Annotated in this window: 26 protein-coding genes and 2 pseudogenes; 18 read left to right on the plus strand and 10 right to left on the minus strand. The window is 71.0% G+C overall.

The window, feature by feature from the left end:
- Nucleotides 1-79: 79 nt before the first annotated feature.
- From EXW95_RS18800 to EXW95_RS18825, 6 genes are all read left to right on the plus strand, one after another.
- Nucleotides 80-844 carry an aminoglycoside phosphotransferase family protein gene (locus tag EXW95_RS18800; RefSeq protein WP_256435103.1) on the plus strand — a complete coding sequence of 255 codons (765 nt, stop codon included), beginning with the start codon at nucleotides 80-82 and terminating at the stop codon, nucleotides 842-844.
- A 59-nt stretch (nucleotides 845-903) separates the two neighbouring features.
- Nucleotides 904-1,527: a uracil phosphoribosyltransferase gene (upp, locus tag EXW95_RS18805; protein WP_174368759.1), complete on the plus strand. Its 624-nt coding sequence runs from the start codon at nucleotides 904-906 to the stop codon at nucleotides 1,525-1,527.
- A gap of 17 nt (nucleotides 1,528-1,544) precedes the next feature.
- Nucleotides 1,545-2,753, plus strand: coding sequence for an SWIM zinc finger family protein (locus tag EXW95_RS18810; RefSeq protein WP_174368760.1), 1,209 nt, complete (start codon nucleotides 1,545-1,547; stop codon nucleotides 2,751-2,753).
- Nucleotides 2,754-2,815: 62 nt separating this feature from the next.
- Nucleotides 2,816-3,283 (plus strand): hypothetical protein, encoded by a 468-nt coding sequence (locus tag EXW95_RS18815; protein WP_174368761.1) that lies wholly within the window; start codon nucleotides 2,816-2,818, stop codon nucleotides 3,281-3,283.
- Between the two features lie 363 nt (nucleotides 3,284-3,646).
- The gene (locus tag EXW95_RS18820) at nucleotides 3,647-5,200 is read left to right on the plus strand and encodes a 2-isopropylmalate synthase (RefSeq protein WP_174368762.1); all 1,554 of its coding nucleotides are present in this window, start codon (nucleotides 3,647-3,649) and stop codon (nucleotides 5,198-5,200) included.
- Nucleotides 5,201-5,293: 93 nt separating this feature from the next.
- Complete coding sequence (locus EXW95_RS18825; RefSeq protein ID WP_174368763.1) at nucleotides 5,294-5,590, plus strand: antibiotic biosynthesis monooxygenase; 297 nt, start codon at nucleotides 5,294-5,296, stop codon at nucleotides 5,588-5,590.
- Nucleotides 5,591-5,593: 3 nt separating this feature from the next.
- Here EXW95_RS18825 and EXW95_RS18830 read toward each other — a convergent pair whose 3' ends face one another.
- Both EXW95_RS18830 and EXW95_RS21200 read right to left on the minus strand, forming a co-directional pair.
- Nucleotides 5,594-6,166: a response regulator transcription factor gene (locus EXW95_RS18830; RefSeq protein WP_174368764.1), complete on the minus strand. Its 573-nt coding sequence runs from the start codon at nucleotides 6,164-6,166 to the stop codon at nucleotides 5,594-5,596.
- Nucleotides 6,167-6,204: 38 nt separating this feature from the next.
- The gene (locus tag EXW95_RS21200) at nucleotides 6,205-7,248 is read right to left on the minus strand and encodes a S1C family serine protease (RefSeq protein WP_305852130.1); all 1,044 of its coding nucleotides are present in this window, start codon (nucleotides 7,246-7,248) and stop codon (nucleotides 6,205-6,207) included.
- A 95-nt stretch (nucleotides 7,249-7,343) separates the two neighbouring features.
- On the opposite strand from EXW95_RS21200, the gene EXW95_RS18840 reads away from it, so the two are divergent.
- Nucleotides 7,344-7,724, plus strand: a complete 381-nt coding sequence (locus tag EXW95_RS18840) for an ACT domain-containing protein (protein WP_174368765.1) — start codon at nucleotides 7,344-7,346, stop codon at nucleotides 7,722-7,724.
- Here EXW95_RS18840 and EXW95_RS18845 read toward each other — a convergent pair.
- Entirely contained in the window at nucleotides 7,715-8,221 is a 507-nt protein-coding gene (locus EXW95_RS18845) for a GNAT family N-acetyltransferase (RefSeq protein WP_174368766.1), read from the minus strand. The genes EXW95_RS18840 and EXW95_RS18845 overlap by 10 nt on opposite strands.
- A complete protein-coding gene (locus EXW95_RS18850) occupies nucleotides 8,218-9,240 on the minus strand; it encodes a nitronate monooxygenase family protein (RefSeq protein ID WP_174368767.1) in 1,023 nt (340 codons plus the stop codon). Before EXW95_RS18850 ends, EXW95_RS18845 begins: the two co-directional genes overlap by 4 nt.
- 23 nt (nucleotides 9,241-9,263) lie before the next feature.
- Here EXW95_RS18850 and EXW95_RS18855 point away from each other — a divergent pair, with 23 nt between their 5' ends.
- The 3 genes from EXW95_RS18855 (at nucleotide 9,264) to EXW95_RS18865 (ending at nucleotide 12,587) form a co-directional block, all read left to right on the plus strand.
- On the plus strand, nucleotides 9,264-10,214 hold the full coding sequence (locus EXW95_RS18855; RefSeq protein WP_174368768.1) for a histone deacetylase: 951 nt from the start codon (nucleotides 9,264-9,266) through the stop codon (nucleotides 10,212-10,214).
- Between the two features lie 108 nt (nucleotides 10,215-10,322).
- Nucleotides 10,323-11,921 carry a peptide chain release factor 3 gene (locus EXW95_RS18860; protein WP_174368769.1) on the plus strand — a complete coding sequence of 533 codons (1,599 nt, stop codon included), beginning with the start codon at nucleotides 10,323-10,325 and terminating at the stop codon, nucleotides 11,919-11,921.
- A 96-nt stretch (nucleotides 11,922-12,017) separates the two neighbouring features.
- Nucleotides 12,018-12,587 carry a C39 family peptidase gene (locus tag EXW95_RS18865; protein ID WP_371810170.1) on the plus strand — a complete coding sequence of 190 codons (570 nt, stop codon included), beginning with the start codon at nucleotides 12,018-12,020 and terminating at the stop codon, nucleotides 12,585-12,587.
- Between the two features lie 3 nt (nucleotides 12,588-12,590).
- Here EXW95_RS18865 and EXW95_RS18870 read toward each other — a convergent pair whose 3' ends face one another.
- Nucleotides 12,591-13,034 (minus strand): hypothetical protein, encoded by a 444-nt coding sequence (locus tag EXW95_RS18870; protein ID WP_174368770.1) that lies wholly within the window; start codon nucleotides 13,032-13,034, stop codon nucleotides 12,591-12,593.
- Entirely contained in the window at nucleotides 13,031-13,585 is a 555-nt protein-coding gene (locus tag EXW95_RS18875; protein ID WP_174368771.1) for an AAA family ATPase, read from the minus strand. The genes EXW95_RS18870 and EXW95_RS18875 overlap by 4 nt, the downstream gene beginning before the upstream one ends.
- A gap of 49 nt (nucleotides 13,586-13,634) precedes the next feature.
- On the opposite strand from EXW95_RS18875, the pseudogene EXW95_RS21420 reads away from it, so the two are divergent.
- From EXW95_RS21420 to EXW95_RS18890, 4 genes and pseudogenes are all read left to right on the plus strand, one after another.
- A pseudogene (locus EXW95_RS21420) lies at nucleotides 13,635-13,931 on the plus strand (DUF1028 domain-containing protein); the annotation flags it as partial.
- 124 nt (nucleotides 13,932-14,055) lie between these two features.
- The gene (locus EXW95_RS21425) at nucleotides 14,056-14,538 is read left to right on the plus strand and encodes a DUF1028 domain-containing protein (protein ID WP_371810171.1); all 483 of its coding nucleotides are present in this window, start codon (nucleotides 14,056-14,058) and stop codon (nucleotides 14,536-14,538) included.
- A 21-nt stretch (nucleotides 14,539-14,559) separates the two neighbouring features.
- Nucleotides 14,560-15,027, plus strand: coding sequence for an RrF2 family transcriptional regulator (locus tag EXW95_RS18885; protein WP_119674610.1), 468 nt, complete (start codon nucleotides 14,560-14,562; stop codon nucleotides 15,025-15,027).
- Between the two features lie 135 nt (nucleotides 15,028-15,162).
- A complete protein-coding gene (locus EXW95_RS18890; protein ID WP_371810172.1) occupies nucleotides 15,163-16,263 on the plus strand; it encodes an N-acetylmuramoyl-L-alanine amidase in 1,101 nt (366 codons plus the stop codon).
- A 286-nt stretch (nucleotides 16,264-16,549) separates the two neighbouring features.
- On the opposite strand, the gene EXW95_RS18895 is transcribed toward EXW95_RS18890, so the two are convergent.
- On the minus strand, nucleotides 16,550-16,882 hold the full coding sequence (locus tag EXW95_RS18895) for a hypothetical protein (RefSeq protein WP_371810173.1): 333 nt from the start codon (nucleotides 16,880-16,882) through the stop codon (nucleotides 16,550-16,552).
- A pseudogene (locus EXW95_RS21430) lies at nucleotides 16,879-18,572 on the minus strand (PhoX family phosphatase). Before EXW95_RS21430 ends, EXW95_RS18895 begins: the two are co-directional and overlap by 4 nt.
- Nucleotides 18,573-18,787: 215 nt before the next feature.
- Between EXW95_RS21430 and EXW95_RS18905 the strand changes: the two are divergent.
- On the plus strand, nucleotides 18,788-19,072 hold the full coding sequence (locus tag EXW95_RS18905; RefSeq protein WP_174369070.1) for a stage V sporulation protein S: 285 nt from the start codon (nucleotides 18,788-18,790) through the stop codon (nucleotides 19,070-19,072).
- 174 nt (nucleotides 19,073-19,246) lie between these two features.
- A complete protein-coding gene (locus EXW95_RS18910; protein ID WP_174368773.1) occupies nucleotides 19,247-19,930 on the plus strand; it encodes a zinc metallopeptidase in 684 nt (227 codons plus the stop codon).
- A gap of 55 nt (nucleotides 19,931-19,985) precedes the next feature.
- On the opposite strand, the gene EXW95_RS18915 is transcribed toward EXW95_RS18910, so the two are convergent.
- Both EXW95_RS18915 and EXW95_RS18920 read right to left on the minus strand, forming a co-directional pair.
- Nucleotides 19,986-20,336: a metal-sulfur cluster assembly factor gene (locus tag EXW95_RS18915; protein ID WP_174368774.1), complete on the minus strand. Its 351-nt coding sequence runs from the start codon at nucleotides 20,334-20,336 to the stop codon at nucleotides 19,986-19,988.
- Nucleotides 20,336-20,650: a rhodanese-like domain-containing protein gene (locus EXW95_RS18920; protein WP_254605682.1), complete on the minus strand. Its 315-nt coding sequence runs from the start codon at nucleotides 20,648-20,650 to the stop codon at nucleotides 20,336-20,338. The genes EXW95_RS18915 and EXW95_RS18920 overlap by 1 nt, the downstream gene beginning before the upstream one ends.
- 60 nt (nucleotides 20,651-20,710) lie before the next feature.
- Between EXW95_RS18920 and EXW95_RS18925 the strand changes: the two genes are divergently transcribed.
- Together EXW95_RS18925 and EXW95_RS18930 are read left to right on the plus strand one after the other, a co-directional pair.
- A complete protein-coding gene (locus EXW95_RS18925) occupies nucleotides 20,711-20,995 on the plus strand; it encodes a rhodanese-like domain-containing protein (RefSeq protein ID WP_046842388.1) in 285 nt (94 codons plus the stop codon).
- Between the two features lie 46 nt (nucleotides 20,996-21,041).
- Nucleotides 21,042-21,739: aminotransferase class III-fold pyridoxal phosphate-dependent enzyme (locus EXW95_RS18930; protein WP_174368776.1), on the plus strand; the 698-nt coding region annotated here is incomplete at its 3' end.

The following is a 21,739-nucleotide window of genomic DNA, read 5'->3' on the forward strand; positions in this document are numbered from 1 at the left end:
GAGTGAACCGCGTGGACGGTCGAGAGGCGGCGAACCCCCCACCCCGCGCTTCCCGAACCTGGAGGCGCGGTTCGGTCCCCTGACCCCCGTGGACGCCGGGATGCAGAGCCGCGTGTACGCCACGCAGGACGGGCGGGCGGTCGTGAAGGTGTACCGCAACCATCAGGGTGAACACTGCGTGGAGGCCGCGAACATGCGCCGCGCCGGGATGGGCGAGCGCGTGATCGACGCGCTGGAGGTCGACGGGATCGAGGCGCTGATCATGCGCCGTTTCGACGGTCACCCCCTGCGCGCCCCGGACCTGCCCCGCGCGCTGCCCCAGCTTCAGGCCAGCCTGCGCGCCCTGCACGGCCCCACCCAGGGCCGCGTGAACCTGCGCCGCGTGCAGGAGCGCCTGCGCCGCTTCCGCAGCGCCCTGGCCGCCTACCCCCTGGAAGACCTGTTCGACGCGGTCGAGATCCCCCTGGACCGCGGCCTGCTGGACCAGCCCGCCGCGTTCTGCCACCTGGACCTGTGGCACGACAACATCCTGATCAGCGAACCCCACGGCGAGGTGCTGATCATCGACTGGACGAAAGCCGACTGGGACGACCCGCTGCGGGACCTCGCGCTGCTCAAAACCGGCACCCTCGACCTGCTCCCGCCCGACGAGAGCCTCCAGGCGGCGCTGACCTGCCTGCCGGACCACGCGCCCGCCACGCTGACCCGCTACCGCGCGTACCTCGCCATGACCACCCTGCACGACCTGTACTGGTTCCTGATGAACGAACCCTACGAATTCGAGGGCCAGCGCGACCAGAAGGTCCCGCGCGCCCGCCACGCCCTGGCCCGCCTGCCCGGCTAGCCCGCCCGTCTGCCCCGCCAGGGCCGGACGCCCTGCGGGCCGCGGGGTATGGTGAAGGCATGGTTACGGTCGTCACCCACCCCCTCGTGCAACACAAACTCTCGGTCATGCGCGACGTGCGCACCGGCGTGAAGGAATTCCGCGAACTCGCCAGCGAGGTCAGCCTGCTCCTCGCGTACGAGGCCATGCGCGACCTGGAGGTCACCCAGGAGGAAGTCACCACGCCCATCACCACCGCCGAGTTCCCCATGCTCAGCGGCAAGAAGCTGGCGCTGGTCGCCATCCTGCGCGCCGGTCTGATCATGACCGACTCGATCGTGCAGCTGGTGCCCGCCGCGAAGGTCGGCCACATCGGCCTGTACCGCGACCCCGAGACCCTCGGACCCGTCGCGTACTACAACAAGCTTCCGACCGACATCGCCGAACGCCGCGTGTTCCTCACCGACCCCATGCTCGCCACCGGGGGCAGCGCCAGCGCCGCCATCGCCAGCCTGAAAGCCGCCGGGGCGACCAGCATCAAACTCATGTGCATCCTCGCCGCGCCCGAGGGTGTCGCCGTGATCGAACGCGACCACCCCGACGTGGAGATCGTCGTCGCCGCCATGGACTCGCACCTGAACGACCACGGGTACATCGTCCCCGGCCTGGGCGACGCGGGCGACCGCATCTACGGCACCAAGTAAACCGGGAGGGGGACGCCGTGACCGGACTGACCGAGAAGACCGCCCGCGCCCACATCGACGAGCGCACCTGGACGCGCGGCGCCTCCTACACGAACGGGCTGACCCGCCTGACCCGGCAGCCCGACGGGGACGACCAGCACCTGCGCGGCACGGCGCACGGCACCGACCACTACGAGCTGCTGGTCACCCTGCGCGCCGGAAAAGTCAGGGACGCCGTCTGCAGTTGCCCCGTCGGCGGCGGTGGGCGCTGCAAGCACGTCGCCGCGCTGCTGCGCCGCGCCCTGATCCGCCCCGGCGACTTCATCGCGCTGCCGTCCCTGGACGACCTGCTCGGCCCGCTGGACGCCCCCGCGCTGCGCGGCGTGATCCGCCGCATGCTGGACCGGGTGCCGGACCTGCTGAGCGTCCTGCTGAGTGCCCCAGGTGCCAGCGGCGGCCTCGCCGAGCGACTGACACTGGCCTTCGCCACCGTCGACTACGACCCTGAACACGACTGGGACGACGAAGGGGCCGACCTGAGTGACATCGACGCCATGATCGACGAACTCCTCGAGGCGTGCAGTGGCGGCCCCATCCAGGACGCACTGAACGCCGTGAGGGCCTTCGTGGACGGCCTGGAGACCATCAGCGACGACGTGGACACCGGCACGGACCTCGCCAGCGACGCCCGCACCGCGCTGCTGCTCCTGCTGGGCCGCGACCTGAACGACACGCACCGCGCCGACACCCTGCACCTGCTGATCCAGTGCCTCCACCTCCACACGTGGCACCCGGTCGAGATCGACAGCGCCGGGCAACGCGAGCTGTACCAGAACCTGCCGCCCGAACACCGCGCCGAACTGCTCGGCGCGCTCGACGGCGCCAGCGAGAACCTGACCATCTCCCGGCGCGCGGCCATCACCCGCGTGATGCTGGACCTCGACCGGGAAGGACTGATGCCCCCCGCGCACGCCCTGAACCTCGCGCGGCGCGACGGGCACCTCAAGTTCGTCATCGAACGACTCATTCCCGGCGACCCCCAGGCGGCCCTGAAGGAACTCAGCACCCACAGACTGCCCCTGCGCGACGTCCACGCGGCCTTCGCGGCGGCCGGGCACGCCGACGCACTCCTGCGCCACGCCGAGGCGAACCCGAAGCTGCCCGGCGCGCGCGCCTCTACCTGTTCGAGCAGTACCGCGCCGCGGGCCGCCAGAGTGACGCCCGCCGGGTCGCGCTGGACGCCCTGAGCACGAAAAGCCGCGCCACCCTCGTCTCGGACGACCACGACGCCAACTTCATCCTGTACCGGGTGGGACCCAACGGACCCGAGCAGGTCGATCCGGTCCACACCTGGGTGAACCGCTACCGCGAGGTCAGCCGCGACTGGGCGGCCGACCTGCAGGACCTCGTGACCGCCTGGCGAGGCGACCCCAACCGCCTCGCGACCCTGGTCGGCCTGCTGCTCGACGCCGGGCAGCACGCGCAGGCCGCGCAGGTCATGGGCCGGCGCGACCCGCTGAAGATCCTGGCTGGCCCGCTCGCCGTCCGCTACGCCCTGGCCCTCCCCAGTGCGGAGGCCACCCCGCTGATCCTGAACCTGGTGACGCAGGCCGTCGCCCAGGGCAACCGCGACGGGTACCGGGCCGCCGCCACGCTCCTGCGGCAGGCCAGCGCCGTCATCGGCGCGGAGGAAGCCCGCAGCGCCGCCGCACTCCTGCGCGCCGAGCACCCGCGCCGCCGCTCGCTGCACGCCGAACTCGGCAACGCCGGATTCTGACAGCGGTTTCCAGTTCCACCCTGGGGCCAACACCACGCCCTTCAATTCCACTTCCAACCGCCGGTGTTGTCAGGTGCTCGCTCTGCTTCGCAGCTCTGCGAGTCCGCTCGTTCAGGAGATTGAAGGTGCCCTTCAATACTCCTGAGTTCTGCTGTGAGGGCCGGATTCTGAACGGCCGTTTTTTAGACAACCTGCCCGCCCCGCCTGAACCGGCGCTTACGCTGGGGCCATGACCGCGTTCAGCCTTCTTCTTAACCGTCCTCCGGTGGAGTGAACGGCAGGGAGAACCGCGCCTGAACCCCCGGAGGACTCAAAGCCTCCGGGGTTTTTCATTGCCCACCCACCCGCCACCAGGAGCCGCCCATGACCACTGAAACCAACCGCATCCGCATCTTCGACACCACCCTGCGCGACGGCGAGCAGAGCCCCGGCGTGGCCCTGAACCACACCCAGAAACTGGAGATCGCCCACCAGCTCGCCCGCATGGGCGTGGACGTCATCGAGGCCGGGTTCCCCATCGCCAGCCCCGGCGACCTCGAAGGCGTCAGCCGCATCGCCCGCGAGGTCCGCGGCCCCATCATCACCGGCCTGGCCCGCGCCGCCCGCCCCGACATCGAGGCCGCCGCGAAAGCCGTCGAGGCCGCCGAGAAACCCCGCATCCACACCTTCATCGCCACCAGCCCCATCCACATGGCGAAAAAACTCCAGCTGGAACCCGACGCGGTCGTCGAACGCGCCATCCAGGCCGTCACCTACGCCCGCTCGTTCGTGGACGACGTGGAATTCAGCGCCGAGGACGCCACCCGCAGCGACACCGCCTTCCTGATCCGCATCTTCAGGGCGGCCGTGGAGGCCGGGGCGACCACCATCAACATTCCCGACACCGTCGGCTACACCACCCCCGAGGAGATCCGCGCGCTGTTCGCCGAGATCCGCGCCGCGCTGCCCGCCCACGTCATCCTCAGCGCCCACTGCCACGACGACCTGGGCATGGCGGTCGCGAACTCCATCGCCGCCGCGCAGGGCGGCGCCCGGCAGATCGAATGCACCATCAACGGCATCGGCGAACGCGCCGGGAACGCCAGCCTGGAAGAACTCGTCATGGCGTTCCACACCCGCCGCGACCACTACGGCTTCGAGACCGGCATCCGCACCCGCGAACTGTACCGTGCCAGCCGCATGGTCAGCCGCCTGAGCGGCATGCCCGTCCAGCCCAACAAGGCCATCGTCGGCGACAACGCCTTCGCGCACGAGAGCGGCATCCACCAGGACGGCGTCATCAAGGCCCGTGAGACGTACGAGATCATGAACGCCGAACTCGTCGGCCGCGAAGCCGCCGTCCTGGTGATGGGCAAACACAGCGGCCGCGCCGCGTTCCGCAAGGCCCTGAACGACCTGGGGTACACCGACCTGACCGACGACAAGGTCCAGCACCTGTTCGGCCGCTTCAAGGACCTCGCCGACCGCAAGGGCCAGATCTACGCCGACGACCTGCGCGCCCTCGTCGAGGCCCGCACCGACGTCCCCCAGACCTTCACGCTGGAAGGCTTCCAGATCACCAGCGGCATGAACATGACCCCCGTCGCCTTCGTGCGCCTCCAGACCCCAGACGGCGCCGTCGAGGCCACCGCGCACGGCGACGGCCCCGTCGAGGCCGCGTTCCAGGCCATCAACCGCATCACCGGCCTGAACCCCGAACTGGAAAGCTACCGCATCCAGGCCGTCACCAAGGGCGGCGACGCACTGGGCGAGGTGAACATCGGCGCCCGCCACGGCGAGACCACCCTGCACGGCAGCGGCGTCGCCACCGACGTCGTCGAGGCCAGCGCCCGCGCCTGGGTCCGCATCCACAACATGGTCGTCGCCGGCATGGGCACCGAACGCCGCCAGGGCGAATTCGCCCCCGGACGCATCTAAGGCAATAGTCGACTGCTGATGGGTCCGCCGCTGCGCGGCTGAAGGACAGGGAGGCTGGACGCACCGGCCTCCTCCACTTTTGAAGGAGGCTGCATGATCCTGGAAATCGCCCTGCTGCAGATCCGCCCCGGGCAGACGACCGCGTTCGAGGCGGCGTTCGCCCAGGCCCAGCCCATCATCGCGGGGATGCACGGGTACGTCCGGCACGAGCTTCAACGCTGCCTGGAGGACGATCACCGGTACGCCCTGCTCGTCTGGTGGGGGAAGCTGGAGGATCACACCGTGGGGTTCCGGGGCAGCGCCGGGTACCAGCAGTGGAGCGCCCTGCTGCACCACTTCTACGACCCGTTCCCCACCGTGGAGCACTTCACGCGGGTGGAGCTGGGCTGAGCGTCACACGGTCACGAGGCCCAGCGCGATGCCGCGCGCGACGGCCCCGGCGCGGCTCTGGACGCCCAGCTTGGAGTACAGCGCCTGCACGTGGAATTTCACGGTGCTCTCGCTGACGCCCAGGTCCCGCGCGGCGCGCTTGTTACTGAGGCCCTCGGCGAGCAGGGCCAGCACGTCGCGTTCGCGGGGGGTGAGGGTCACCTCGCCCGAGGAGAGCGGCACCTCGTCGGGCGGGGCCAGCCAGGTGGGCGGCAGCGTCACCAGTCCCGCCGCCGCGCCGTGCACCGCCGCGATCAGTTCGGCAGGCGTGGCGTCGGCAGGCAGGCACGCCCAGCCGTGCGGGCAGAGGTCAGGCAGGACCTCCACCCACGTGCGGGACCCCAGGGACACGACCGCCGCGCCGTCCAGGGGTGAGGGGTCGTCCAGCCACGCGTCGTCCACGATCAGCACATCCGGCTCGTTCCCGTCCTGGGTGGACAGGAATCCCGCGCCGCCCAGGATCGCCGCCACGCCCGCCGCGATGACCGCCGAACCCAACGTGACGAGCACGGTGGGCCGGGCAGGTGCGGCGGTCATGCCTGATCGTACCGGGACGGGCGCGCGGGTCGTCACGGTCAGCGTTCACCCACCGTGACGCTCATGTCCTGCTCCTCGCCGCCGCGCAGGACGCGCAGGGTCACCGTCTCGCCCGCGCGGGAACGGACGCGCGACAGGAGTTCCGCCGGGTGCGTGAAGCCCTCGCCGTCCAGCGCCAGCAGCACGTCCCCCACCCGGAACTCCGCCGCCTGACCGGGACTGCCCGCCTCGACCTGCACGACCGTCAGGCCCACCCGCCCGCCCGCGAAGCGCTCGCGGAAGCGGCGGAGTTTCTCCAGCCGGGCCTCGTCCATCCCACCCCGCCCGGGGTGACCGTGCCCACCATGATCCGGCCCGCGTCCGGGACCGCGACGGCCGCCCCAGGCGCCACCCTCACCCCGGACCATGCCGGGGCCGAAACGACCAGCGCCGAATGGGCCTGCCGTGAATTCCCCCTCGTCCTCCAGGCTGTCCGGGGTCGTGGCGGCCGGGAAGTGCACGGGCTGCGTCGCCAGCCCCAGGTACCCGCGCGGCACGCGGCCCTCGCGGGACAGCAGGTCCGCCACCCGCACTGCCCGCGCGGCTGGAACGGCCAGCAGTTGCCCGCGCCGCACGCCCGCGTTCAGGACTCCCACGAGTTCACCCTGCGCGTTCACGAGCGCGCCGCCGCTCACGCCGGGGAACGGCTGGGCACCCGCGTGCAGCCAGCCGTCCCGCGCCCGGCCCGGATTCAGGCCCAGGCTGGCCTGCACACCCCCGGTCGGGCGGCCCACCGCGAGCAGCAGTTCTCCCGTGCGGCCCGCCTCACCGGTCGTCAGTGCGGGGACGGTCAGGTCGTCCACGCGCAGCAGCGCCAGATCGCTGCCCGGATCGCGGCCCACGACCACGCCCGTCAGGGTCCGCCCGTCCGGCGTGACCACCGGCACCTCGTCCGAATGCAGCAGGTGCGCGGGCGTTAGCACCAGCCCGTCGCCCACCACCGTGCCGCTCACCGGGCGCGCCGCGCGCACCGTCACCACACTCCGCGCGGCCTGCTCGACCGCGTCCGCCATTGCCGTTGAAAGATCAGAAAGATTCGTCATGTCGTCATGCTGCGCCCCGCGCCGCGAAAACACGCCCCCCACCCGCCCAGGCCCGCGCCCCCACCGAACGGCCAGGGTCGCCGTATCCTGCCCGCATGGCCCTGACGCTGACCGTCCTGCCCGGCGAGTACGCCGTCGCCCAGCTCCCCGCCGGGAGCGCCGTGCCCGACTGGGCGACGCGCGGCGACCTCTGGTGCGTCATGAACGCCCCCGACGAACTGAGCGTCGTCTGCCACGCCGCGCAGGTTCCGGACGGCGTGCGCGTCCAGCGCGGCTGGCAGGCCCTTCAGCTCACCGGACCCTTCGAGTTCACCCTGACCGGCATCCTCGCCAGCGTCCTGAACCCCCTGCGGGACGTGGGCGTGGGCATCTTCGCGCTGTCCACCTACAACACCGATTACGTCCTCGTCGCCGCCAGCGACCTCGGCCGCAGCGTGGCGGCCCTGCGGGAGGCCGGGCACACCGTTCAGGAGTGAGGTGAGTCCGAACCGATCTCCCGTTCGTAGCGGATGACCGGCACCACCTCGCCCATGTAGGCTTCCGGGTCGGCGTACCCGGCCTCCGCGAACCCCAGACGGCGCATCAGCGCGTGCGACCGCGCGTTCGGCGCGTGCACCAGCGCCGTCAGCCGCGAGAGGCCCAGTTCCGCCGCGTAATTGATCAGCGCCTCACCCGCCCGGCGCGCTGTGCCCTGCCCCCACAGCGCCCGCTCCCCGACGACAATCCCGAACTCCGCCGACGTCCCGTTCAGGCCCGCCAGATCCACGAACCCCACCAGCTGCCCGTCCAGTTCCATGCCCAGCCGCAGGAACGCCGGGTCGCCCCCCGCGATGATCGCCTGCCAGTGCCGCCGCATCACGCGCGGCGCGAGGCCCGGCGTCCAGTTCGCCGCGCGGCAGAACACCGGATCGGCCGCCCAGCGCACCGCCGCCTCCTCATCCCCGGGGCGCAGGGGCCGCAGCGTGACGGTCACGGCGTCAGCGCCGCGACGATCTGCGCCGCGCCGGTCGCCTGCGCCTGCCGGTAGCCGGTCCCAGCCCAGAGGCTCAGGACGTCCGCCTGCCCGGCCTGCGCGCCTGCTGTGCGCAGGGGGCGGGTCAGGGCGTTCTGGTGCGGAAAGGGGAGGGGGTGCGTCACGGCGTCGGTGAGGGTGGTCTGCAGGCCCCGCGCCGCGCGCCCCGAGTACGCGCGGGTCAGGACCGTGTCGCGCGTCCCCGCCTGAACCGCCTGCCGGTACGGTGCGGAGGTGCCCGCCTCATCGGCCAGGAGGAACGCCGTGCCGCACTGCGCCAGTGTCGCCCCGGCCGTCCTCGCGGCGCTCACGTCCCCGGCGGTCATCAGGCCGCCCGCCGCGAGAACCGGGAGGGGCGTGGCCCGCGCGACCTCCCGCACGAGGGTCAGCGTGTCCGCGAGGGCGTCGTCCTGCCAGCCGCCCCGGTGTCCGCCCGCCGCGCCGCCCTGCACGGTGACGGCGTCCACGCCGCTCTCGTGCAGGATCAGGGCCTCGCTGAGGCTGGTGGCCGTGCCGACCGTCAGGATCTCTCGTGAGCGCAGCGCCGCCAGGGCGTCCGGTTGGATGGGGCCGAACGCGACGCTGAAGACCTCGGGGCGTTCCTCCAGCACGACGTCCAGCTGCGCCGTGAAGTCCTCCTGCACGCGCTCCGGCAGGGTGGGCGGGGAGAGGTTCAGCGCCGCGTGGAAAGGGGCCAGCTCGGCAGTGGCCACGGCCACTGCGTCGGGCGTGACGGCGGGCACGGGCTGCGGCGCGAACAGGTTCACGATCAGCGGGCCGTGGGTCAGAGCGCGGACCTCGCGGATCGCGTCGCGCAGCGCCTGTGGGGTCAGGTACGCGCCGCCCAGGCTGCCCAGCCCACCCGCGCAGGTCACGGCGGCCGCCAGCGCGGGGGTGCCGACGCCGCCCGCCATGGGGGCCAGCGCCACGGGCGCACACAACTGCGCGAGCAATTCCGGCCAGGATCGCGGTCGGGTCATGCCGCCCAGCGTACGCTGCGGACGTGACGTTCCCGCACCCGTTCCGTGCGTTCACGGCGTTCCGGCGCGCCGCGTACCAGGCGCAGGCTGCGCCCAGACGGCAGTTCCTGCCGCGCGAGTGGATTCAGGCCCTGCTGGACGGCGCGCAGGCGCGGCTGCCGCTGGTGGACGCCCCCAGCCTCGACTGGCCCCTGGCGGAGGCGGTGCACGATCCCGCGTTCCTGGCCCGCTGGCGCGAGGGGCAGGTCACCCGCGCCGAGGAACGGGCGCTGGGCTTCCCGTGGACCCCGGCGGTCGTCGAGCGGGGACTGGGCAGCAGCGGCGCGACCCTGGCCGCCACCCGCGACGCCCTGACGCTGGGTCTGGGCGTGAACCTGGGCGGCGGCACCCACCACGCGTACGCCGATCACGCCGAGGGGTTCTCGTTCCTGAACGACGTGGCGATCAGCGCCCGCTGGCTGCTGGACACCGGGCGGGCGCGGCGCATCCTGATCCTCGACCTGGACGTGCACCAGGGGAACGGCACCGCCGCGATCTTCGCGCAGGAGCCGCGCGTGCTGACCGTCAGCCTGCATGCCGAACGCAACTACCCCTTCCGCAAGGAGGCCAGCGACCTGGACGTGCCGCTGCCCGACGGGACGGGCGACGCCGCGTACCTGCACGCGCTGGACTCGCAGGTCACGCCGCTCGTGACGGCGTTCCAGCCGGACTTCGCGTTCTACCTCGCGGGCGCGGACGTCCTCGCCGGGGATCAGCTGGGGCGGCTGGCGCTCACGCTGGAGGGCGTGCAGGCCCGCGACCGCCGCGTGTTCCGCTGGGCGGCCCGCACCCGCACGCCTCTCGTGACCGTCATGGCCGGCGGGTACCACCGCGACCCGGCGCAACTCATCGCCGCGCGGCTGGGCACGCTGGACGCCGCGCTGGAGGCGTTTGCGCCGCACGCGGCACGCGGGGCGGGACGTGCCGTATCATGAGCGCATGACGGTTCTCCTCACGCCCCCCTAGCGCGAGTCGAGACCCGCGTTGATTCCCACCTTCACGCATGTCCGGGCCGCGACCGTTCCAGGCCCGCAGGAGTTCCCATGACCAGCCCCGAGATCAACCCCGCCGCGCTCGCCAGCGAGATCGCCCGGCGCCGCACCTTCGCCATCATCAGCCACCCGGACGCCGGGAAGACCACCATCACCGAGAAACTCCTGCTGTACGGAGGTGCCATCCAGGAAGCCGGGAGCGTCACCGCCAAGGAGGGCCGCAGCCACACCAAGAGCGACTGGATGAGCATCGAGCAGCAGCGCGGCATCTCCATCAGCTCCAGCGCGCTGACCTTCGAGTACGGCGGTCGGCACATCAACCTGCTCGACACGCCCGGTCACCAGGATTTCAGTGAGGACACCTACCGCACCCTGACTGCCGCCGACAGCGCCCTGATGGTGCTGGACGCCGCGCGTGGCGTGCAGGCGCAGACCGAGAAGCTGTTCGCGGTGTGCCGCAACCGCGGCATTCCGATCCTGACATTCGTAAACAAGATGGACCGCCCCGCGCAGGACCCCTTCGAACTGCTGGAGCAGCTGGAGGGCATCCTGAAAATCACGGCGGTGCCGCTGACGTGGCCCATCGGGGACGGCCCGGACTTCAAGGGCGTGTACGACCTCCAGACGCAGCAGGTGCTGGCCTTCGAGCGTACCTCGGGCGGGAAGCACCGCGCGCCCATGCAGACGAGCGGCCTGGACGACCCGAAACTGGACGCCCTGGTCGGCGCGGACCTCGCCGCGAAACTGCGCGAGGACGTGGAACTCATCCAGGGGGCCATGCCGGAATTCGACCCGGCGGCCTTCCTGAGCGGCGAACTGACCCCGGTGTTCTTCGGGTCGGCCATGAACAACTTCGGCGTGGAGCACTTCCTGAGCAACTTCGTGGACCTCGCGCCACCCCCCGGCCCCGTCGAGACGAACCTGGGCGAGCGCAGTCCCGAGGCGGGCTTCGCGGGCTTCATCTTCAAGCTGCAGGCGAACATGAGCAAGCAGCACCGCGACCGCACCGCCTTCATGCGCGTCATGAGCGGGCATTTCGAGCGCGGCATGGACGTCACGCACACCCGCACCGGCCGCAAGCTGAGGCTGTCGCAGGCGCATACGCTGTTCGCGCAGGACCGCGAGAAGGTCGAGGAAGCGTACCCCGGTGACATCGTGGGCCTCGTGAACCCCGGCGTGTTCCAGATCGGGGACGTGATCAGCGTGGACGCCAAGGTGATCCTGCCCGGCTTCCCGCGCTTCACGCCCGAGACGTTCGCCACCATCGGCCTGCGCGACGTCGGCAAACGCAAGGCGTTCATGAAGGGCCTCACCCAGCTGGCGGAAGAAGGCGTCGTGCAGGTGTTCTACCCGACCGACGGCGCGCGCGACCCCTACCTGGGCGCGGTCGGGCCGCTGCAGTTCGAGGTCTTCCAGGCGAGGTTGCAGGAGGAGTACGGCGTGGAGGTCGAGATGCACGTCACCAGCTACCAGCTGGTGCGCTGGCTGGCCGGTGACCCCACGAACGTCGCCCGCTTCGCCCGCCACGTCGAGGACGACCAGGGCCGCCCGGTCATGCTGTTCCGCAGCCGCTACGACCTGGAGTACACCGCCGAGCAGCACCCGGAGATCGAGTTCCTGCCGCTGCCCAAGGACCTCACGCGGGTGTAAGCCACGCTGCTGGACGGGGGAGAGGTCGCGTGGCCTCTCCCTTCTTCATGCAACCTTGAGACAATCCGGTCAGGTGGCCCGTGCGATGCTGCGTGCGTGCATCTCGCCCGCCTGCTGGTCCTCGCCTGCGCCCTGAGCCTCCCCGCGCAGGCCGCCGCACCTTCCCCCACGCCGCCCGGGTACGTCCTGAGCGGCATGCCCCTGATCCGGCAGTCGTACAACGCCTGCGGTCCGGCCAGTATCACGCAGGTGCTGGGGTACTTCGGGCTGCGGGTGGACATGACCGAGGTGAGCCGCCTGACCCGCCCCACCGAACGGTCGTACATGACCGCGCAGGCCATCGTGGACTTCGCGCCGCGCGTGGGGATGCAGGCGCGGCTGTTCACCGGGGGCAGCGTGAACACCGCCCGCGCCGCCATCCGCAGCGGTCTGCCCGTGATCGCCCTGCAGAGTCACATCACGACGCAGGGGCAGGTCATCCCGCACTGGCGGGTGCTGATGGGCTACAACGACCAGACCCGGCAGGTGTTCATCATGGACCCCCTGCTGGGCTACGTGGCGATGGGCTACGACGACATGAACCGCGTGTGGGCTGACCAGCGCGGTCAGTTCGCGGTGCTGTACCCGCCGAGCATGGCCGCGAAGGTCAGGAGCGTCATCGGCTGACCCTCACCGACCGTCGTGCTGGGGGCTGAACAGCGCCGCGCGGAACGGTTGCGCGGCCGGAAGGCCGTCCAGGGCGGCTTCCAGCTCCTGCACCTGCGCCGCAGTCAGGGCAGGCGTGCGGGCGTACACGTCCAGCCCGGCGGGCGTGAACGGCGTCCGCTCGAACACGGTGATCGCCCAGCCGTCCCCGGCCGCCAGCACCCTCCAGCGGCTGACCGTGAAGCGGGTCAGGAGGCTCACGCCGCGCCATGCCCAGCCCCCATCGGGAAATGGGGTGTCCACGCCGATGATCAGCCCTGCTCGTCCCCCCCGGGTGAAGCGCACGGTGTCCACCACCCGCCCGTCCGGCAGCGGCGCGTACGTCACGCTGGGGTTGTCCCGCGTACGCCACAGCGGCAGGCTGGTCCGCACCACGAACCATGTGCCGGTCAGGACCGCCTCCGTCACGCGGGCCACTCCAGGCGCAGCAGGGCGTCCACGGTGGCCTCCAGGGTCAGGGCGCTGCTGTCCACGACCGCCCACCCGGCCTCCCGGTAGATCCCGGGGGGCATCTGCGGATACAGCCCGTCAATCAGCGGCGCGAGGGTCGACGTGTCGTACGTCTTGTTCGTGCGGGTGCGGTTGCGTTCGTGCGCGACCTCCAGCGTCGTGAACAGCCGCACCGGGCGCACCTCCAGCCCCTCCCAGTGCCGCGCCATGAACGCCAGATCGGCGGGCCACAGCACGTCCTCGATCACCACCGCGAAGCCCTCCTGCGCGTACAGGCGGGCCGTCTGCGCCGCCGCCGTGCGGGCCAGCGCGAACTGCCGCACCGCCTCCGGCGGGTGATCCAGTGCTGGGTGCGCCATTCCGGAAACGACCATCTCGCGCAGGTCGTCGATGGACAGGTGCAACCCGAACGGGAAGCGCGCCAGCAGCGAGCGCGACACGCTGGACTTGCCCGCGCCGGGACTGCCGCTCAGCACCCAGATCACGCCCTGTTCGCCTGAAGCCGTCATGTCACGCAGCCTACCGTGTGCCCAATGCGGGCCGCGTTAGCCTGCCGCCATGACCTTTTCCATCGTGGGCCGCGACGCCCGCACGGGCGACCTGGGTGTGGCGGTCGCCAGCAAGTTCCTCGCGGTGGGCGCGCTGGTGCCCTTCGTGCGCGGCGGCGTGGGGGCCGTCGCCACCCAGAGCTACGTGAACCCCACCTTCGGCCCCGAGGGCCTGCGCCTGCTGGCCTCCGGACTGGACGCCGCCGCCGTGGGGGCGCACTTCCAGGCGACCGACCCCGGCATCGCGCAGCGCCAGTTCGGGCTGGTCGGCGCGGACGGAAGCAGCGTCACCTTCACGGGCGCGGACTGCCATGCCTGGGCCGGCGGGTACGCCGCTGCCGACGTCGCCATCCAGGGGAACATCCTGGCCGGGCCGGGCGTCGTGGAGGGGCGGGGTCGGTGGGGGGGCCGGGCCGGGCGTCGTGGAGGCCATGCGCGCCGCCTGGGAGGCCGGATCGGACCTCCCGCTGCCCCGCCGCCTGCTGGCGGCCCTGAACGCCGGGGACGCGGCAGGCGGGGACCGGCGCGGGCGGCAGTCGGCGGCCCTGCTGTGCGCCGGACCGGGGCGCGGCTACGGCGGCCTGACGGACGACTGGGTGAACCTCCGCGCGGACGATCACGCCGACCCCTGCCGGGAGCTCGCGCGGCTGCTGGACGTGCACGACCTGCTGTTCACCCGCCCCGAGACCACCCGGCCCCTGACGGACGAGGAACTCGCGTGGCTGCGCGCCCTGCTGATCACGCAGGGGCACGCCACCGCGCTGCCCGGCGGGCCCTGGGACGCGGACACCGAGGCCGCCGCCTGGGCGCTGTTCGGCACCGAAAACCTGGAGGAACGCTGGGTGGGTGGCGGTCAGGTCGACCCGGTCGCGCTGGCGTACCTGCGCGCCCAGTACCCCGCCCCCATACGCTAACGGCGCGGTACACTGCGCCCCATGCGGCTTTCCGCCACCGACGTGTACGCCTTCCAGGCCCTGGGCTTCCTGGGGTCGCAGGCCCTGGACCGCTGGGTGTCCAGCGAGGAGATCAGCGAGGCGACCGGCGTGCACCGCCCGTACCTCGTGCGCATCCTGGCCGCCCTGACCGCCAAGGGTGTCGTGAAGAGCAAGAAGGGCATCGGCGGCGGGTACGCCCTGGCCCGCAAACCTCAGCTCATCAGCCTCTGTGAGGTGGTTCGCGCCATCGACGGTCCGGTCGCGCCGCTGTCGTGCATCAGCCTGAACTGGCACGAACCCTGCGTGGAGGAAGCGCGCTGCCACGCCCGCAACACCATCTACACCCGCATGCGCGACGCGATGCTGGGCGTCCTGCAGGAATTCAGCGTCCAGGACCTCGTGCTCGACGCGCAGCAGGGCGTCAGTTACGGCAACTGCCTGGGCCACCTGCTGAAACCGAACGCCTGACCGGCCCGGCGGGGTGAACCCACTCCAGCGCCCGACTGTGTGAGACGCCCGGCACGCCGCTCCCATCCGGGAAACGCGTGCCGGGCGGTACACTTCCCGGCAGTGAACAGCCCCGCAAACCGCATGATCAGGACCGTGAGAAGTCTCCTGCTGGGAGGCCTGCTGCTGGGCGGCGCGCACGCCGCGCCCAGGGTCGGGCAGCACGACGGGTACACCCGGCTGGTGTTCGACCTGCCCGCCACCACGACCGCCAGCAGCCGGGTCGCCGGGCAGAGCGTGACCGTCACGCTGGGCGCCCCGCTCAAGGCTGAGCAGGGCCCACTCAGTGCGTCGGGCGTCACCGCGTACGCCGTCGCGGGCCGCACCGTGACCGTCACGCTGGCGAAGGGACACAGCAGCGCGAAGGTCAGCGTCCTGCCAGCGGGGGCCGGTCAACCGGCCCGGCTGGTCATTGACGTGCCCAGCAGCGCCGCCGCGTCCGCCGTTCCGGCCCGCCCGGCCGCTCGCACCCCCGCGCCCGCCCCGGTCGTGCGGCCCGCCGGGACGTCCGTGGTGCGGCCCCGCGTGGTCCTCGACCCGGGTCACGGTGGGGTCGATCCGGGCGCGGTCAGCCGCTGGGTGAAGGAGGAGGACGTCACGCTGGACGTCGCGCTGCGCACCCGCGCGGAACTTCTGCGGCACGGCGTGGACGTCATCCTGACCCGCGACACGGACGAGCACCTCAGCGCGGACAAGAAACGGGATCTCGCGGCGCGTTCCGGCATGGCGAACAACGGCGTCGTGAGCGCCTTCGTGAGCATCCACGTGAACTCCGCCAGTCCGTCCGCGCAGGGCATCGAGACGTACTACTTCGGGCAGCCGCTCGCGGGCGGGAACCGCAGCCTCGCCGTGCTGGAGAACGGGGGCGGCAGCGTCGGCCTGGAACTCACGCGGCAGGCGTCCGGCACCGCGCAGAAGGAACTGGGGGACATCCTCGCGCAGGCGAAGATCGCGTTCAGCCGCCAGCTGGCGCAGAAGGTCCAGGCGCGACTGATCGCCGCGACGGGCGCCGTGAACCGCGGCGTGCAGACCGACGCGTTCTACGTCATCAAGAACCCCACCACGCCCGCCATCCTGGTCGAGGTGGGGTTCGGGTCCAGTCCCGTCGAGGGCCCGAAGCTCGCCAGCGCCGCGTACCGCGAGGTGCTGGCGCAGGCGCTGGCCCGCGCGATCCTCGATTTCCTGAATACCAAATGACCTGACCACGAAGCGACCTGCTCTCGAAGTGAGTCGGACACGAACGCGCGCCCCCAGTCCAGAAAGGGGCGCGCGTTCGTGTCCGGGGTCCGGGTTATACGACATTCAAGTGATTCCAAAACATTCGGAGTCGCCCGGTGGCCCCCTCACCCTTCCGTCGCGTCGCTCCTCAGCTGCGCCGCTCTGCGAGTCCCTCCCTCTCTGCTGCGCAGCTCTCCGAGTCCCACAGGGGGAGAGGGGACAACGGAAGGCAATAATGTTGGAAGCAAGTCAATTTAATCCCGTATCAGTCGGGCTGGTTGACGGGGCGGGCGTGGTCCAGCCAGCCCCAGTCGCGCAGGTACGCGCGGAAGTCGCTCAGCAGGTCGGCGGCCTCCGTGCGCTCCTGTTCGGGCAGGGTGCGCAGCCACGCCTCGCCGGTCAGGCGGGTGTAGGCCAGCAGCGGCGCGGGTTCGCCCAGGTGGGCTTCCAGGCTGTCCAGCAGGTCCTCGGCGCGGGCGCGGGTCCAGGGGCGCTGGCGGGCCAGTTCGTTCAGGTAGTCGGCGGCGGCGTGTTCCAGCAGCGCGGGGCGACCCACGATCCAGGGGGCCTTCACGGGGGGAAGGTCAGCGGCGGTCACGCGCGCCATCCGGGGAAGCCCTCGATGGCGACCAGCGTCGGGCGAGGGACGTTGCTGCCCGCCTTGGCGGCGAAGTTCGAGCGGAGCTTGTCGAGGCTCTCGCTGTCCTCGCCCGGGTGCTGGATCGCCAGGAACAGCGTCTTGCCGTCGGGGGACCAGACGGGGCCGGTGATCTCGGCGTCCACCGGGCCGATCGCGAAGCGGTACGCCTTGCCCGCATTGGGCCCTTCGGTGGGGAAGAAGAACATGGCGTTGTTGCCGTGGAAGTCCTTGATGGGGTTGCTGCCCAGGTCGCTGTTGTCCGTGACCATCCACAGGTTGCCGTACGGGTCGAACACGAGGTTGTCGGGGCTGGCGAAGCCGCTCTGGGGGCCGCCCACGGCGAAAACCTCCCACAGGAACGTCTGCGCGGTCCAGTCGTCGCCCGCTTCGCGGAACTTGATGATCTGCCCGAAGTAGTTGCCGTGCTTGCTGTTGTTCGTCAGGGCGACGTACACCTCGCCCGTGCGGGGGTGAATCTCGATGTCCTCCGGGCGGTCGACCGGGGTGCCGCCCACTGCCAGGGCGCTGGCACGGGCGTCGGCCAGCACGTCGGCCTGGCTGGCGAACAGGGCCTTGCCGTCGGCGCCCTTGGCGTCCTGGAGTTTCTTGTTGCGGTCGTAGTCCAGCAGCACCCAGCTGCCGTTGCCGAAGTTCGCGACGTACAGGTCGCCGTCTTCCAGCAGCTTCAGGTTCGCGGCGCGGTCTTTGGGGTCGTACTTGCCGCGCGACACGAACTTGTACACGCAGGCGTCCTGCATGTCGTCACCCATGTAGCCCACGACGCGGCCGTCGGCGGCGACGGTCACGGCGACGTTCTCGTGCCGGAAGCGGCCCATCGCGGTGCGCTTCTTGGGGTGGACTTCGGGTCGAAGGGGTCGATCTCGGTTACCCAGCCCTGGTGCATGGCCTCGTACCCGCTGCCCGCCCAGGCCTTGGTGTAGCCGTCCACGTTCTCCTCGCAGGTCAGGAGGGTGCCCCAGGGGGTCTGCCCGCCCGAGCAGTTCCCGACGGTGCCCTTGACCATGGTCGCGCCCTTCACGGCGGCCGTGCCGCGCGCCGGGCCGGTCAGTTCGATGTCGGTCAGCGCGTCGATGCGGCGGTTGCGGGGGTCGGGCACGATGGCCCACTTGCCGCCTTCCCTGCGCACGCGCACCACGCTGACGCCCACAGCTTCCATCTCGGCCCTGATCTGGCCGGGCGTGCGGTTCTTCGTGTCGCCGCCGACGAACATGGAGTTCACGTACTCGTGGTTGATGGTCAGCAGCGCGTCGGTGCTGCTCTGGCCGCCCTCGAGCATGTCGATGGGGAAGAAGCCGACGTAATCGTGGTTGAAGCCGATCTCGCGCCCGGCGTCGGTGAAGACTTCACCCCAGGGGGCCAGCACCTGGTAGCGGTAGCCTGCGGGCAGCGTCAGCGCGTCGGCGTTCCCGGTGGGAATCGCGCGGAACGGGGCGACCGTCTGGGGTTTCACTGCCTTTGGGTCCACGGTGCTGGGGCCGCCATTGTTCACGGCGTCGGCCTCGCTGATGGTCAGGGGCAGCGTGATCGCGGCGGCGGTGGCGGCGGCGCTGCCCAGCGCGCTGCGGCGGGTGAGTCTGGTGTCCAGCAGTCGGTGCCAGAAGCTGGCGGTCCCCGTGTCCTGTGTCATGCGCCGAAGGATGCCGCGCCTTTGTGACGTGAGGGTCAATTCGGTGTCAGGTGCCTGTCAGGTTCGGGCGGGTATGGTTCGCTCGGCGGTTCACCCCCGAAGGGGGGAGGGTGCGGCTGTGCACATTTCTGGTGTCGTTCGCGGACTGCCACACTTAATATGAAACTGTTTCAACCTCTGCCTTTCGGGGCGGCAGGTCGGAAAGGAGCATGATTTTGGAAACCCTGCGCGTGTCCGGCACCTCCCGTCCCAATGCTATCGCCGGTGCTATTGCTGCCCTTCTGCGTTCTCAGGGGCAGGTGGAAATTCAGGCGATCGGTCCGGCAGCCGTCAATCAGGCGGTCAAGGCCCTCGCCATCGCTCGCGGGTACCTGGTGGGAGACCGCCTGGATCTGTACACTCAGCCGGAATTCGTGAAACTCGACGTTCACGAGGAGGAACGCACCGCCGTTCGGTTCTTCGTTCAGGGCATTCCGGCCCCGGCGGCCCCCCAGGGCTGAGGACCTTCGGGTCGGGAGTGGCGCGCCGCGCGGGTGACCGTGGGCGCGCCACTTCTCGATGCGTGGCGTCGCGTCTGTCCCTGCTGGGGCAGGCAGGAGGGTCAAGAAGGCCCACCCTGCATCTCATAAAACCTGAGTGCGGTCGGCTAAGATGTGGGCAGGAGGCAGTCTGACATGGAATTCCTCGGCCCCTACACCCCCCTGATCCTGATCATCCTGGTCGCGTCCTTCGTCATCCAGGGCTCACTGACCCGCACCTACCGCCGCTGGAGCGCCGTGCGCAACCCCCGCAACCTCACCGGCGCGCAGGTTGCCCGCATGATGCTCGACGCTAACGGCCTGAACCACGTACCCGTGAACGCCGTTCCCGGCAGCCTCAGCGACCACTACGACCCGCTGCGCAAGACCGTCAACCTCAGCGAGGGCGTGTACGGCGTCCCCAGCGTCGCCGCCATGGCCGTCGCCGCGCACGAGGTCGGGCACGCTATCCAGGACCGCGTCCGCATGCCCGCCCTGGTCGCCCGCGGCCGCATGGCCGTCCCCCTGAGCCTCGGCATGAACCTCGCGCCACTGCTCGTCATGGCCGGGATCTTCCTGCAACTGACCGGCCTGCTGTGGCTGGGAGTCGTCCTGTTCGGCGCGGCGCTGCTATTCCACGTCATCACTCTGCCCGTGGAATTCGACGCCAGCCGCCGCGCCCTGGCTTACCTGAACCAGACCGGCCTGAGCGGCAGCCCCGAAGCGACCGGCGGCGCCCGCAGCGTCCTGACCGCCGCCGCCCTGACCTACGTCGCGGGCTTCGCCATGGCCCTCGCGCAGTTCCTGAACATCTTCAGCATCGCCCGCAACTCCGACTGACCGCCCACAGCAAACCGCCCCGGCCTTGCGCTGGGGCGGTTTGCTCAGGTTGGGTTCAGACGTTGAAGCCGAACATGCGCATCTGGCGCTTGCCGTCCTCGGTCATCTTGTCCGGACCCCATGGTGGCGTCCACACGAACTCCACGTTCACCTCGCTCACGCCGTCCAGGCGGCCCACGGCGAGTTCCGCGTCGCTGCGGATCAGGTCCTGTACCGGGCAGCCCACGCTGGTCAGGGTCATGGTGATGTCCACCACGCCGGACTCCTGCACGTCCACACCGTAGATCAGGCCGAGGTCCACCACGTTCACCGGGATTTCCGGGTCCTTCACGACCTTCAGGGCCTCCAGGACCTGCGCCTCACTGGGCAGACCCGCCGGGGCGGGTGCGTTCTCGGGAGCGGTCATCAGTTCCCGCCCTGCACGCTGGGCAGTCCGTCCTGCACCCAGGCCATCGTGCCGCCCGCGAGGTTCACGACCGAGTCGTACCCCTGCGCCTTCAGGAACTCGCCCGCGCGGGCGCTGCGCGCGCCACTGCGGCAGATCATGACCAGTTCACGGTCCTTCGGGAGTTCCGCGTAGCGGCTCTCGAACTCGCTCAGGGGGATCAGCTGGGCGCCCTCGGCATGCACCTCGTCGAATTCGTTCTGTTCGCGGACGTCCACGAGCAGCGCGCCCTGCTGCACGCGGCGCAGCCCTTCCTGTGGGGTGACTTCTTCCATGCGGCCCAGCATACCCGACCCCGTGGGTCGGAATGTGCCGCGTGCGCGTATCCTGCGCGCATGACCCTGCCCGAAGGTGCCACCGTCATCGACCTGCGCCCCGAGGACCTGCGCGCCGCCGAACCCCTGGCCGGGCTGACCGCGCTGCCCGTGCGCGCCGTGAGCCTCCAGGCCATCGAGGACGGCGCGCACGGCCTCACCCCGGACCTGGGGCCGCTGGTCGTGATCTGCGAGCGGGGCGTGCGCTCCGGGCTGGCCGCCCGCTACCTGACGGCGGACGGCCTGGACGCGCGGGCGTACCCCGGCGGCGTCCCCGCGCTGAGAGGCGTGGTGAACGGCAACTGACCCGGCGGGGACGCCTCTCACGCCGGGGGGCTCTAGACTGACCGGCATGAGTGCCCTGCCCCCCGGTTTCATCTCGACCCGTGACGTGCTCGACGAGCGCCTGAGCGGCGCGGACGTCCGCCGCCTGGAACTGAAGTACGGCAACGAGGAACTCCTGTACGGTCTGGACGTGCTGGGCCTCGCCGGGCCGTTCTCCCGCGTGACCCCCTGGGAACTGGAGGACGAACGTGGCGTGCGCCGCATCAACGCCAGCGGGTACGCCGCCACGCCCTTCGGCGAGATGCCGCCCGCCATCACGGAGTTCATGCACGAGTTCCTGCGCAAAAACCGCGCGATGGGCCTGCCGCAGCAGTCCACCGGACCGTGGCGCGCGGCCCTGCAGGCGAACCTCGTGGGGCTGCTCTCGCGGGAACTGCCCAGCCACGCGGACAGTCAGGTGTTCTTCTGCTCCAGCGGCACCGAGGCCATCGAGGGCGCCCTGAAGTTCGCCAAGGCGTGGCGCCCCAAGGCGAAGTACCAGATCTCGTTCGCCAGCGGGTACCACGGCAAGACGCTCGGCAGCCTGAGCCTCACGCCGAACCCCGAGTACCAGGACATCTTCCGCCCGCTGATTCCCGGCGCGCTGACCAGCCCGTACGGGGACCTGGACGCCCTGACGCGCCTGATCCGCCGCGTCGGCGCGGACAGCGTGACCTGCGTGGTCGTGGAACCCATCCAGGGCGAGGGCGGCGTGAACATCCCCCC

Origin of the sequence: Deinococcus sp. JMULE3 (assembly GCF_013337115.1) — a bacterium.
GTDB lineage: Bacteria > Deinococcota > Deinococci > Deinococcales > Deinococcaceae > Deinococcus.